Source organism: Cupriavidus pampae (assembly GCF_914271485.1).
Taxonomy (GTDB): domain Bacteria; phylum Pseudomonadota; class Gammaproteobacteria; order Burkholderiales; family Burkholderiaceae; genus Cupriavidus; species Cupriavidus pampae.
Genome location: NZ_CAJZAG010000010.1, coordinates 148,465 through 161,970, shown reverse-complemented (window position 1 = coordinate 161,970; position 13,506 = coordinate 148,465). Strand labels below are relative to the sequence as shown.

Sequence of the window (13,506 nt, the reverse complement as noted above, 5' to 3'; positions counted from 1 at the left end):
TGCGGGCTCGTCATCGCACGCACCGTTGTCTATCCTCGATCGTTGAGCCAACAACGAACGAGGAGACCCATGCATCGCCAGCATCGCAGCCGCCGTTCCATCCGCAGTTCCGGTAGCACCCAGCGTTCCCGCCTCACGCTTGCCCTCGCCAGCCTCGCGCTGGCCGGCACCGCGCAACTCGCGTCAGCCGCGCCCCCAGAACGTTATGTCGCACCGGGCCTCGAGAAGCCCGCCAGCATCCTCGTCGATCGCTGGGGCGTGCCGCATATCTATGCGGGCACGCTCTACGACGCGTTCTACGCACAGGGCTTTATGGCCGCGCGCGACCGGCTGTTCCAGATCGATCTGTGGCGCAAGCGCGGGCTCGGCGAGATGGCGAAGGACTTCGGGCCGCAGTATGTCGATGGCGACCGTATGGCGCGCGCGGTGCTGTTCCGTGGCGATATGTATCGTGAATGGCTTGCGTACGGTTCCGATGCCAAGCGCGTGGCCGAAGCGTTTGTAGCGGGCGTCAATGCGTTCGTGTCGCAGACCGAGGCGCATCCTGAACTGCTGCCACCCGAGTTCAAACTGCTCAGCTACAAGCCATCGTACTGGCGCGCCGAGGATATCGTGCGCATCCGTCATCACGGCCTGACGCTGAACTTCACCGGCGAAGTCGATCGCGCGCAGATCTACTGCCAGGTCAAGCCGGACGCGGTGCGCGCGGACTGGCTGCGGCGCGAGCTCGATCCGCCGATCGAACCGAAACTACCGGAAGGCCTCGATCCGTGTGGGATTCCCGCCGCCGAGCTCAAGCGTGCCTACGACCTCGCCACCGCCGCGCCGCGCTTTCCGAAGGACTGGTGGACGCCCGCCGCCAAGGCCGCGAGCAAGACCGACGTGCCACTGGACGAACTGTACGTGCTGCAGGATCCCGCCAGCGATCTCGCGCGTAGCCTCGGCTCGAACAACTGGGTGATCGCCGGCGCGCGCACTACCACCGGCCGGCCGATTCTCGCCAACGATCCGCATCGCGCGCACGGTGCGCCGAGCCTGCGCTACATCAGCCATCTGAATGCGCCGGGCCTGTCGGTCATCGGTGCCGGCGAACCATTCCTGCCCGGCATCTCGATCGGCCACAACGGCACCATCGCATTCGGACTCACGCGCTTCTACATGGATCAGGAGGATCTCTACGTCTACGAGACCAACCCGGCCCAGCCCAACGAATACCGGTATCAGGGCCGCTGGGAGCCCATGAAGACCGTGACCGAGCAGATCGCGGTCAAGGGCGAGGCGACGCCGCGCACCGTCACCATCGACTACACACGGCATGGGCCGCTGCTCTACGCGGACGCGAGCCGACAGCGCGCCTACGCCTTGCGCGCGGCCTGGCTCGACGTCGGCATGGCGCCGTACTTCGGATCGATGGATTACATGCGCGCCCAGAACTGGGATCAGTTCCGCGCGGCGCTGAACCGGTGGGGCGCGCCGGGCGAGAACCAGGTGTTCGCCGATCGCGGCGGCAATATCGGCTGGCTGCCCGGCGGCCTCACCGTGATTCGTCCCAATTGGGATGGGCTCACGCCGGTGCCCGGCGACGGCCGCTACGAGTGGGCCGGCTATCGCAATATGGATGAGCTGCCGTGGACCTACAACCCGGCCGCTGGCTATGTGGTCACCGCCAACGAGAACAACATTCCCGCCGATCATCCGGCCGCGCAGAAGGGCGTCGGCTACGAATGGAGCGACAGTTCGCGCGCGCGGCGGCTCAAGGCCGTGGTCGGCGCCAATCCGCGCAGCTCGCTGGCGGACTCGATGGCCTGGCAGACCGATACGGTCTCGCTGCCCGCGCAACGTGTGGTGGCATTGCTCAAGGGCATCGATAGTACAGACCCGAAGCTGCGGAGTGGACTGGAACTGCTGCGGGGCTGGGACGGCAATGAACGCGCGGATAGCGCACCCGCCGCGTTGTTCGAGGTCTGGTTCAGCAAGCACCTGCGTCCTGCCGTGGTACGCGCGGCGCTGTCGCCGGAGGGCGCCAAGCTCGTCGGTGCGGGCGACGCGGCACGCGTGATCGCGGTACTCGAGCAGCCCGAACCGTGGATGGACACGGCCAAGCGCAGCGAGGTCATCCTCGCATCGCTGAGAGGGGCGATCGTCGAGGTGGAGCAGAAGCTCGGCCCCGATATGCGCGCATGGCAATGGGGCAAGCTCCATACGGCGGCGTTCAACCATCCGCTGAGCCCGATCCTTGACGCGTCCGCACGCCAGCAATACGACGTGAACGCGGGACCGATCGGTGGTTCGGCCTTTACGCCGATGGCCACCACCTACCGCAACAGCGACTTCCAGCTGACCGCCGGCGCGTCATACCGCATGGTGCTCGACGTCGGCAACTGGGACGCGTCGCGCGTGGTCAACACGCCCGGCCAGTCGGGCAATCCCGCCAACCCACACTACCGCGATCTCGCGCCGGTGTGGGCCAAGGGGCAGTACTTCCCGCTGGTGTACTCGCGTAAGGCCGTGGAGAAGGAAAGCGTCGATCGCGTGGAACTGGTTCCACGCTGAACGTCGCCTTCAACGCATCGCCATCTCCAGCACACGTGCCACGTGCAGCGCCTCCCGCTGCGCGCCATCGTGGATCTGATGGCGACAGCTGGTACCGTCGGCGACGATCAGCGCATCGTCGCCGGCCTTGCGCACGGCAGGGAGCAACGACAACTCGGCCATGCGCATCGACGCATCGTGATGTTCCGCTTCGTAACCGAAGCTCCCCGCCATGCCGCAGCACGACGACTCGATCAGCTCGGCCTTCAGCCCCGGAATCCATCCGAGTACCTGCTCGATGGGCCGCACCGCGTCGAAGGCCTTCTGATGACAGTGACCGTGCAGCATCGCGCGTGACTTGCCGATGGTGTTGAGCGTCGGCGCGAACCGACCAGCCGCATGCTCGCGCACAAGAAACTCCTCGAACAGGAATGCGTTGGCAGCAAGCGTCCGCGCGGCGTCGCCATAACCGTACTGCAGAAACTCGTCGCGCATGCTCAGCAGGCACGACGGTTCCAGTCCGACCACCGCCACCCCACGCGATACGAACGGCAGCAGCGCATCGAGCGCGCGCCGGGCCTCGGCCTTGGCCTCATCGACAAGCCCGGCCGCAAGGAACGTGCGACCGCAGCACAGCGGCCGCTCGCCCGGCACGGCAGACAGGTGCACCGTATAACCCGCACGTTCGAGCACGCGCTGTGCCGCGCGCGCGTTCTCGGGCTCCATGTGGTTGTTGAACGTATCGACAAACAGCACGACTTCCTTGCTTGCGTCGGTACTCGCGCCCGGCTTCGGCACATAGCGCTCATCGACGAACGCAGCCTGCCAGCGCGGCAACGACCGTCGCGCGGAAATGCCAAGCAGCCGTTCGCTCAATTGCGGCAGCCCCGGAATGCTGTCGCGCAGGTTGAACAGCCACGGCATGCGACTCGCCATGCCGGCATAGCGCGGCAGCCACGCCACCAGACGATCGCGCACGCGCAGATTTCCCGCACGCGCGTGCGCGGCGCGCACCTCGATCTTGACCTTCGCCATGTCGACGCCGGTCGGACAATCGCGCTTGCAGCCCTTGCACGACACACATAAATCGAGCGTGTCCTTTACCGCCGGATCGAGAATGCCATCGGGACCAAGCTGGCCCGACAGCGCAAGGCGTAGCGTGTTGGCTCGCCCGCGCGTCAGATGCTGTTCGTCACGCGTGACGCGATAGCTCGGACACATCGTGCCCGCATCGAACTTGCGGCAATGACCGTTGTTGTTGCACATCTCGACCGCCGCCGCGAGACCACGCGCGGGATCGAGCCCGGTACCCGGCGCGCTCTCCAGTTCGGTGACGGGATCGCGCGTGACGTTCCACGCGGACCAGTCGAGCGCGGGCACCAGCGGCTTGACCGTATAGCTCGGCGGGAAGCGAAACAGCGTGGCATCGTCCATGCGCGGCGTGCGCACGATCTTGCCGGGGTTGCAACGATTGTCGGGATCGAACAACGCCTTCACTTCCTCGAACGCGCGGTTCAGCGACGGCCCGAACTGCCACGCCACCCACTCGCCGCGGCAGATGCCGTCGCCGTGCTCGCCCGAGTACGCGCCCTTGTATTCGCGCACCATCGCGGCCGCTTCCTCGGCGATCGCGCGCATCTTGGCCGCACCATCGCGCCGCATATCGAGAATCGGCCGCACGTGCAGCGTGCCGACGCTCGCATGCGCATACCAGGTGCCACGCGTACCGTGCTTGTGAAACACCTCGGTCAGGCGCGAGGTGTACTCGGCCAGATGCTCGAGTGGCACCGCGCAATCCTCGATAAAGGACACGGGTTTGCCGTCTCCTTTCATGCTCATCATGATATTGAGGCCGGCCTTGCGTACCTCCCACAGTGCCTTCTGCGGACCGGCTTCGGGCATCTCGACGACGGACCCCGGCAAACCGAGGTCGGCCATCAGCTCGACCAGTTGCGCAAGACCGCGCTCGGTGGCTGCGCGGTCTTCGCTCGCAAATTCGACGAGCAGGATCGCCTCGGGCTCACCGACCAGCGCGCGTTCGATCACCGGACGGAACGCCGGATTGCGGCGCGACAAATCGATCATCGTCCGATCGACGAGTTCGACCGCTGCAGGTCGCAGCCCGACGATATGCCGCGTCAGGTCCATCGACTGATAGAACGTCGGGAAATTCACCACGCCGAGCGTCTTGTGCGTGGGCAGCGGCGCAAGCTGCAGCGTGATGCGCTTGAAGTACGCCAGCGTGCCCTCGGAGCCCACCAGCAGATGCGCGAGGTTGACGCTGCCATCCTCGGTATAAGGGCGCTCGCTCTGCGGCGCGAAGATATCGAGGTTGTAGCCGCCGACCCGTCGCAGCACGTGCGGGTACATCTCCGCAATGGCGTCGCGCTCGCGCTGCGCAATGCGCCGCACGCCATCGGCAATCGCGCGATGCGGCGCGCCATCGTCAGGCCAGCCGCCGTCGAAGCGCACTTCGTCACCGTTGGCGAGGATCGCCTCGATGCCGAGCACGTTGTGCACCATATTGCCGTACTGGATCGAGCGAGACCCGCACGAGTTATTGCCGGTCATGCCGCCGATCGTGCATTGCGCGGCCGTGGAGACATCCACCGGGAACCACAGCCCGTGCGGCTTGAGCCATGCATTCAGATGATCGAGCACGATGCCGGGCTGCACGGTGACCGTGCGCGCGATCGGATCGAAATCAATCACCTGGTTCAGCCATTTGCTGTTGTCGATGACCAGCGCCTCGCCGACGGTCTGGCCGCATTGACTGGTGCCACCGCCACGCGGCAGTAGCGGCGCGTGGAGATCGCGCGCGATATCGAGCGCGAGCCGCGCATCGGCCTCGTCGCGCGGTACCACCACGCCGATCGGCATGACCTGATAGATCGACGCGTCGGTCGAATAGCGACCGCGGCTGGCGGCATCGAACAGCACGTCGCCGCGCAATTCCGCCGCGAGCCGTCGATAGAGCGGCGATTGCTGCGTGGGCGCCGCGCCGCCGCGTGGCATGAAGTGAAGCGGTTGCACGCCGGGTGGCGTGGGGGTGGTCGGCAATGCCATGAGCGTGGGGTCTCCGGGTGCTGCACGTACTCGGGCCCGCCCCTGTGCTGCAGGATCAGGCGGCGGCGCCCTGTACGCGTTCTAGTTCGGCAATCAGCGCGTCGCGCTTGTGCTTCAGGTGCGCGCGCAGGATGTCACGCAGGCCCGCGCCGTCGCGCTTCGCCAGGCAATCGAGCATCGCACCGTGCTCGAGCACGGCCATATCCCATTTTTCCTGATCGAAGTTCGAGCGAAAGCGCAGCGCCTGGATGCGCAGGTTGATTCGTCGATAGGTCTCCTCGAGGATCGGATTGCGTGCCGCCGCATTGATCGCGTCGTGAATGCGGCGGTTCAGCGAGTAGTAATTGGGGAGATCGCGCCGCGCGTGGCAGGCGAGCATCTCGAAGTGCAACGCGCGAATCTCGTTGAGTTCGGCGTCGGTAATGCGTTCACAGGCGAGCTCGCCGGAGAGTCCCTCCAGCGCGCCCATCATCTCGAACAGATAGTCGATGGTTTCCTGCGACAGCTGGACTACCTCGGCGCCGCGATTCGGCAGCAGCGTCACGAGGCCGTCGCCGGCCAGCACCTTGAACGCCTCGCGCAACGGCGTGCGTGACACCTGCAATTGATCGCAGAGCACCCGCTCGTTGAGCCGCGTGCCGGGCGCGAGTTCGCCTTCCAGGATCATGGCGCGCAGGCGCTGGGCCACTGCCACATGCAGGATCTGGCGGTCTACGGCCTGAGAGGAAGGAGTTGGATTGAGGCTCATTGGTAATTTCGCGGCTTGACAGTATTGTATTCAAAACCTACTCTGGGGCAAGCACGAACTGCATGCGAGTGCCGCCGGACACGTCAAAGTTGACGAAAAAGGCGACGGATAATCCAGATATACGTTGATTTATAAGGACTTTCTTCAGGATAGACGGCGCGAAAGCCGCCCAACATTATCCCGTAAGCCAGTCCCGCAGTGCATCCCTGTTTTTTGAATACAAAATTCAAATTGAGACGACGAGGCGATATGATCCGACTGAATTCCCATCCGAGCGGCCGCCACTTCCTGCAGATTCCCGGGCCGACCAATGTGCCGGATCGCGTACTGCGTGCGATGGACTACCCGACCATCGACCACCGCGGCCCCGAGTTCCAGCAACTGGGCAAGAAGGTGCTCGCCGATATCCGCAAGGTCTTCCAGACCGCACAGCCTGTGGTGATCTATCCCGCGTCGGGCACCGGCGCGTGGGAAGCGGCATTGGTGAACACGCTGTCGCCCGGTGACAACGTCCTGATGTTCGAGACTGGCCACTTCGCCTCGCTGTGGAAGCGCATGGCGGACAAGCTCGGCCTGGTTTCCGAATTCCTCGGCGGCGACTGGCGTCACGGTGTGGACGCGGCCGCCATCGGCGCGCGTCTGGCCGAGGACCGCAATCACACGATCAAGGCGGTTTGCGTGGTCCACAACGAAACGTCCACGGGCGTGACGTCGGACATCGCGGCCGTGCGGCGCGCCATCGATGCGGCCAACCATCCGGCCCTGCTGCTGGTCGATACGATCTCGTCGCTGGGCTCGGTCGACTATCGCCACGACGAGTGGGGGGTCGATGTCACCGTGTCGGGCTCGCAGAAGGGTCTGATGCTGCCGCCGGGCATCTCGTTCAACGCGGTGAGCGCCAAGGCGATCGCGGCGTCGGCCAAGTCGAAGCTGCCCAAGGCGTTCTGGGGCTGGGACGAGATCATCGAAGCCAACAAGAATGGCTTCTGGCCCTACACGCCCGCGACCAACCTGCTCTACGGCCTGTCCGAAGCGTGCGACATGCTGTTCGAGGAAGGCCTGCCGAACGTGTTCGCGCGCCACAAGCGCCATGCCGAGGCCACACGAGCCGCGGTGCATGGCTGGGGTCTCGAGATCCTGTGCCAGAACCCCGCCGAATACAGCCCCGCGCTGACCGCCGTGGTCATGCCGGAAGGCCATAGCGCCGACGCGTTCCGCAAGATCGTGCTCGAGAACTTCAACATGTCGCTGGGCCAGGGGCTGTCGAAGGTATCCGGCAAGATCTTCCGCATCGGGCATCTTGGCGACTTCAACGATCTGACGCTGATGGGTACGCTCGCCGGCGTGGAGATGGGCCTCGCGCTCGCGAAGGTGCCGCACCAGACCGGTGGGGTGCTCGCGGCGATGGAAAGCCTGCGCGCCGCCGCGGCGCAACCGGCCTTGAGGGCAGCCTGATTCCCGGCGGCCTGATTCCGGCTTCGGTACGTAAGGCGCCGCCGGGCGCGCAGCAAGTTGTGGCAACAAGAGCCGATGCGGCAGCAGACCGCACGGCATCCATCAAAAGGAGACAAGCCATGCTGTTACGAGGAAGTTTGCAGAGGAAGTTGCAGGCCCCCGCACGCGCGCTCGCGTGTGCATCGTTGCTCGGCGGATTGGTAGCGCCGGCGTTCGCGTGGGAACCCACCAAGCCGGTGGAGCTGGTGGTGCCATTCAGCGCGGGAGGAGCGTCCGATCAGATGGCGCGCTCGATCCAGGGCATCATCGCCAAGAACAAGCTGATGAATCAGCCCATGATCGTCATCAACAAGGCGGGCGCGAGTGGTGCGGAAGGACTGATGGACACCAAGGCGTCGAAGGGCGATCCGCACAAGCTGCTGGTCACCTCGTCAGCGTTGTACACGGTGCCGATGGTCAGTCAGCTGCCGTTCAACTGGCGTGACCTGACGCCGGTGGCGATGGTGGCACAGGACGAGTTCGTGCTGTGGACCAATGCGCAGGATCCGTACAAGACGGTGGCCGACTATCTGGCCGAGGCCAAGAAACAGCCGGGCAAGCTCAAGATGGGCGGCACCAGTTCCAAGCGCGAGGACCAGATCATCACCGCGCAGACGGAACGCAAGGCCGGTGTGCGCTTTATCTACATCCCATACAAGGGCGGCGGCGAAGCGGCCACGCAGCTGTCGGGCAAGCACATCGACTCCAACGTCAACAATCCTTCCGAATCGATTGGCCAATGGCGCGCGGGCGAGCATCGCGCGCTGTGCGTGTTCGCGCCCTCACGCATGCAGTACTCGGCCAAGGTCACCGCTACGCAAAGCTGGGGTGACATCCCCACCTGCAAGGAAGCGGGTCTCGACGTCGAATATCAGATGCTGCGCGTGTTCATGCTGCCCGGTGGCGTCACGCCGGATCAGCAGAAGTTCTACGTCGATCTGATGCAGAAGGTCGTGGCCACGCCCGAGTGGAAGGAATACCTCGAGAAGAACGCGCTCAAGAACGACTTCCTGGTCGGCCAGAAGCTCACGGACTTCCTGACCGCCGACGAGAATCGCCACAAGGACATCATCAAGGCCGCAGGCTTTGTGACCGCCGCGCGCTGACGCGCGCTGGCTGTGCCCCTCTCCACGGCATGGAGAGGGGATTCCCGATGGCATTCCAGGAGACCCGATCATGGGCGAGCACCCACAGGACGTCGCGGCACCGGCGGCGATCACGGTACGCACGGCGGAAATCGTCGTGGCACTGCTGATCGCTGCCGGCGCCGTGGTGGTGATGGTCAGCAACTACAGCATTGGCGCGGGCTGGGCGCCGGACGGCCCCGAAGCGGGCTATTTTCCGTTGCGCATCGGCGCGATTATTTTCATCGCGTGCCTGTTCGTGTTGTGGCACGCGTGGCGTATGGAAGCTAGCGAGACGTTCGTCACCTGGACGCAGCTCAGGCAGGTGGGCGTGATTCTCGTGCCGCTCACCGTCTATATATCGCTCATTGCCTTTCTTGGCATCTACGTGGCATCCGCGGTGTTTATCACCGGCTTCATGATCGCGATCGGCAAGTTCTCGTGGTGGCGTTCGATTGCTACCGGTGTGTTGATCAATGTGGCGCTGTTCTGGATCTTCGAGATGCAGTTCCGCGTGCCGCTACCGAAGGGTCCGCTCGAAGCGGCTCTCGGATTCTGAGGAGGCGGCGATGGAAGAACTCAATGCATTGATGGGCGGCTTCGCGGTAGCGATGTCGTGGCACAACGTGGCGCTGATGCTCGCGGGCATCCTGCTTGGCATCGTGGTGGGTGTGCTGCCGGGCCTGGGTGGTCCCAACGGCGTGGCGATCCTGCTGCCGCTGACGTTTTCGATGGAGCCTACCTCGGCGATCATCATGCTCTCCTGTATTTACTGGGGCGCATTGTTCGGCGGGGCGATCACGTCGATCCTGTTCAATATTCCCGGTGAGGCGTGGTCCGTGGCGACCACCTTCGACGGGTATCCGATGGCGCAGCAGGGCGAGGCCGGCCGCGCGCTGACCTCGGCGTTCACCGGCTCGTTCCTCGGCGCGCTGGCCGGCGTGCTGCTGATCACGTTCCTCGCGCCGCTGGTGGCGAAGTTTGCGCTGCGCTTTGGGCCACCGGAATTCTTCGCGGTCTACTTCCTCACGTTCTGCAGCTTTATCGGCATGGGCAAGGAAGCGAAGTCGAAGATCGTGATTGCGATGTGCATCGGCTTTGCGCTGGCAGCGGTGGGCATGGACACGGTCTCGGGCACGCTGCGCATGACGTACGGTTCCACCGAGCTGCTGCGTGGATTCGACTTCCTTGTTGTCGTGATCGGTCTGTTCGGCATCAGCGAAATCCTGATGACGATGGAGGAGGGCATTGCGTTTCGTGGCAAGCGCGCCGACATCGACCTCAAGGTCGTGCTGAAGACCTGGGCCGAGCTGCCACGCTACTGGATGACGCTGATCCGTTCGTCGATCATCGGCTGCTGGCTCGGTGTGACGCCGGGTGGCGCGACCGCCGCGTCGTTTATGGGTTATGGCGTGGCCAAGAAGTTCGCGCGTAATCGCGAGACCTTCGGCCGCGGCAATGTCGAAGGTGTGATCGCGCCCGAGTGCGCCGCGCACGCGGCCGGTACCAGTGCGCTGCTGCCGATGCTGGCGCTCGGCATTCCGGGTTCGGCCACCGCTGCGGTGCTGCTTGGTGGCCTGATGATCTGGGGCCTGCAGCCGGGACCGCTGCTGTTCACGGAACAGAAGACGTTCGTGTGGGGCCTGATCGCGAGTATGTACCTTGGCAATCTGGCCGGCCTGATCGTGGTGCTCTCTACGGTGCCGTTGTTCGCGGCGATCCTGCGCATTCCGTTCGCGATCATCGCGCCGCTGATCCTCGTGGTCTGCGCGATCGGTGCGTACACCGTGCATAACGCGATGTTCGACGTCTGGCTCATGCTGATCTTCGGCGTGGTCGGCTATGTGCTCAAGAAGCTCGACTATCCGCTGGCGCCACTCGTGCTCGCGCTGGTGCTTGGCGATCGTGCCGAAGATTCGTTCCGTCAGACCATGCTGATGTCGCAGGGCGAGATGAACGTGTTCTGGTCCAACGGCCTGGTCGGCACGATCATGGGCCTGGCGATTCTGGTGCTGGTGTGGCCGGTGTTTGGCGGCATGATCGATGCCCGCAAGCGCCGCCGCGCGCTGCAGACGCAGGGCGCGACGGATTGAAGGCGGCCGCGGGGCTGCTTACATCGCCTCGAACGCTTTCAGCGTGCGGGCGTTGGCGGCCTTGGCGGCGGCATCGACGTAATGGATGCCGTTGTTGCGCGCGAAGGCGTGCTGGCAGCCGGGATATGTGTGGATCTCGACGTGCTTGTTGTCCTTGAGCGCCTCGATGATCTTCGCGCGTGCTTCGGCGGGCACGAATTCGTCTTCCTCGGCGATATGCATCAGCAGCGGGCTCTTGATCTTGCCGGCTTCGCCGAGGAACTTGTCGAGATTGACACCGTAGTACGACACCGCGCTGTCGGTATCCGTGCGCGTGGCGGTCAGGTAGGCCAGCAGGCCGCCGAGGCAAAAGCCCACGGTGCCGACGCCGCCGGTCACGCCGGGCAGCTTGCGCGTGTGGGCGATGGTGGTGGCGATGTCTTCGACACCCTTGTCCACGTTGAACGCGTTCAGTAGCGCGAACGCCTTGTCCCATTCTTCCTTGGTCTTGTCGGTCAGTTCGACGTTGGGCTCGAGCCGCCAGTAAAGATCCGGGCAAATCGCCACGAAGCCGTCGCGCGCAAAGTTATCGCAGGTCTCGCGCATGTCGGCGTTGATACCGAAGATCTCCTGAATCACCACAATGGCGGAACCCCGCGCGTTGGCCGGGTCCGGCGTGGCAAGGTACGCGGCAAAGCTGCCGTCGGCGGTGTCGATGGAAATGCGCTGGGACATGGTGGGTCTCCTGGTGAGCGTCAAGGGAAAGCTTGAGCTTAGCAGCCGTGGCGCGGCGGAGCTATGACAGAAGGCTGCTCTCCGATACGCAGTTCCACCCGCTGCAGGCGAGTATCGATGCCCCTTACCTGAAGTTCCACGCGCTCCATGCGAACATCCAGGCGGTCGATGCGCGTCTCCAGGCGTTCCAGATGCTTGTCTACTTGCTCAAAGCGTTTGTCTACTTGTTCAAAGCGCTTGTCTACATCCTCGAAGCGCTGGTCGACCAGATCGAAGCGCTTATTGACATGGTCGAACCCATGATTCATCACGGCAATGACCAAGTCTACTTTCTTGTCCATCCGTGTCAGGACGAAGTTCAGAATGTAAAAAACGCCTGAGACCGTGGCCACAGCGACGCCTCCGAGCATGCTCCAGTGCTGAATATCCACCACCTCACTCTCCTTCACGATTGCAATGCGCCGCATTCTTCCACCATCGCCGCAGCGCGTCATGGCTATCCGCGTGCTGTTTGATCTAGCGCAAGCAAAATCCCGCCTAAATAGAGTAATGAGACTTTTCTCATCGCTGAACCACTATGCCTAAACCATAGAAATTTTTTGGTTCATCAGTCTCATAATCGCTTTTTTCTTCTTCCCGACAGCGCGAGACTGTCCCCGGGCAGCGCGGTGCATCGCCAAGACGTGCTCCCCCATAAAAAGACCTATCAGGAGACAACGATGACCACCCACAAAAGCCGGCGCCGCGCGCTGGGCGCCACGCTTTGCCTGTTGCTGACACTGCCGTGCGCCATTCCCGCCTACGCCGCCTATCCCGACAAGCCCATCCGGCTGGTCGTGCCTTACCCGCCGGGCGGTGCCACCGACGTCATCGGCCGCATCATTGCGCAGAAGCTCGGCGACGCGCTGGGTCAGCAGGTGGTGGTGGACAACCGCGGTGGCGCGGGCGGCAATATCGGCGCCGAGGTGGTGGCGAAGTCCGCGCCGGACGGGTACACGCTGCTGATGGGTGCGCTCACTTCGCACTCGACCATGGCCACGCTCGAGAAGGGCAAGCTGCGCTACGACCTGATCAAGGACTTCGCGCCCGTGATGGTGGTCGGCTCGGTGCCGCTCGTGGTGGTAGTCAATCCGAAGCTGCCGGTCCATACGCTGCCGGAGCTGATCCAGTATGGCAAGGCCAATCCCGGCAAGCTCAACTACGCATCGTCGGGTGCCGGCGCGCCGCAACGCATGGCCGCCGAGCTGTTCAAGAAGGAAGCCGGCATCGACATGGTCCACGTACCGTACAAGGGCAGCGGCCCGGCGATGACTGACCTCGTGGCCGGACAGGTCAATATGATGGTGGAGACCGTACCCGCCGCGCAGCCGTTCATCAAGGCGGGCCAGTTGCGCGCGCTCGCGGTGGCGGCGCCGAAGCGCATCTCGATGCTGCCGGACGTACCGTCGGCCACCGAGGCCGGCATGCCCCAGCTCGAAGTGGCCTCGACGTTCGGGGTGCTCGCGCCTACCGGCACGCCGCCGGCGATCATCGAGCGTCTGAACGCGGCCATCGCGAAGATGCTGGAAAATCCCGAGGTCAAGGAACAGTTCCTGAAGCAGGGCGTGTACGCCGCCGCGCCGACCTCGCCCGACAAGTCCGCCGAGCGGCTGCGCACCGAGGTGAACCGCTGGGAGAAGGTGATCACGGAAGCGCAGATCAAGTCCGACAGCTGATCCGCCTGCCGTTTATTTTT

Annotated in this window: 10 protein-coding genes; 6 read left to right on the top strand and 4 right to left on the bottom strand. The window is 64.1% G+C overall.

All coding sequences use genetic code 11. The features are described from left to right. The first annotated feature begins 69 nt into the window (after positions 1-69). The gene (locus tag LDO41_RS24765; protein WP_223993115.1) at positions 70-2,553 is read left to right on the top strand and encodes a penicillin acylase family protein; all 2,484 of its coding nucleotides are present in this window, start codon (positions 70-72) and stop codon (positions 2,551-2,553) included. Between the two features lie 9 nt (positions 2,554-2,562). Here the strand turns inward: LDO41_RS24765 and LDO41_RS24760 are convergent, their stop codons facing one another. Together LDO41_RS24760 and LDO41_RS24755 are read right to left on the bottom strand one after the other, a co-directional pair. After that, complete coding sequence (locus LDO41_RS24760; protein WP_223993109.1) at positions 2,563-5,598, bottom strand: FAD-binding and (Fe-S)-binding domain-containing protein; 3,036 nt, start codon at positions 5,596-5,598, stop codon at positions 2,563-2,565. Between the two features lie 55 nt (positions 5,599-5,653). After that, complete coding sequence (locus tag LDO41_RS24755; RefSeq protein ID WP_223993107.1) at positions 5,654-6,346, bottom strand: GntR family transcriptional regulator; 693 nt, start codon at positions 6,344-6,346, stop codon at positions 5,654-5,656. 249 nt (positions 6,347-6,595) lie between these two features. Between LDO41_RS24755 and LDO41_RS24750 the strand changes: the two genes are divergently transcribed. From LDO41_RS24750 to LDO41_RS24735, 4 genes are all read left to right on the top strand, one after another. Beyond that, the gene (locus LDO41_RS24750) at positions 6,596-7,801 is read left to right on the top strand and encodes a pyridoxal-phosphate-dependent aminotransferase family protein (RefSeq protein WP_223993105.1); all 1,206 of its coding nucleotides are present in this window, start codon (positions 6,596-6,598) and stop codon (positions 7,799-7,801) included. 119 nt (positions 7,802-7,920) lie between these two features. Further along, positions 7,921-8,946 (top strand): Bug family tripartite tricarboxylate transporter substrate binding protein, encoded by a 1,026-nt coding sequence (locus LDO41_RS24745; RefSeq protein ID WP_223993103.1) that lies wholly within the window; start codon positions 7,921-7,923, stop codon positions 8,944-8,946. A gap of 70 nt (positions 8,947-9,016) precedes the next feature. After that, positions 9,017-9,523 (top strand): tripartite tricarboxylate transporter TctB family protein, encoded by a 507-nt coding sequence (locus tag LDO41_RS24740; RefSeq protein WP_223993101.1) that lies wholly within the window; start codon positions 9,017-9,019, stop codon positions 9,521-9,523. Positions 9,524-9,533: 10 nt separating this feature from the next. Then, positions 9,534-11,057 (top strand): tripartite tricarboxylate transporter permease, encoded by a 1,524-nt coding sequence (locus LDO41_RS24735; RefSeq protein ID WP_223993099.1) that lies wholly within the window; start codon positions 9,534-9,536, stop codon positions 11,055-11,057. Between the two features lie 18 nt (positions 11,058-11,075). On the opposite strand, the gene LDO41_RS24730 is transcribed toward LDO41_RS24735, so the two are convergent. Both LDO41_RS24730 and LDO41_RS24725 read right to left on the bottom strand, forming a co-directional pair. Continuing rightward, positions 11,076-11,771 (bottom strand): dienelactone hydrolase family protein, encoded by a 696-nt coding sequence (locus LDO41_RS24730; protein ID WP_223993098.1) that lies wholly within the window; start codon positions 11,769-11,771, stop codon positions 11,076-11,078. Between the two features lie 38 nt (positions 11,772-11,809). Further along, a complete protein-coding gene (locus LDO41_RS24725) occupies positions 11,810-12,265 on the bottom strand; it encodes a hypothetical protein (protein WP_223993097.1) in 456 nt (151 codons plus the stop codon). Positions 12,266-12,490: 225 nt separating this feature from the next. Here LDO41_RS24725 and LDO41_RS24720 point away from each other — a divergent pair, with 225 nt between their 5' ends. Then, positions 12,491-13,486, top strand: coding sequence for a Bug family tripartite tricarboxylate transporter substrate binding protein (locus LDO41_RS24720; RefSeq protein ID WP_223993096.1), 996 nt, complete (start codon positions 12,491-12,493; stop codon positions 13,484-13,486). Positions 13,487-13,506: the final 20 nt, after the last annotated feature.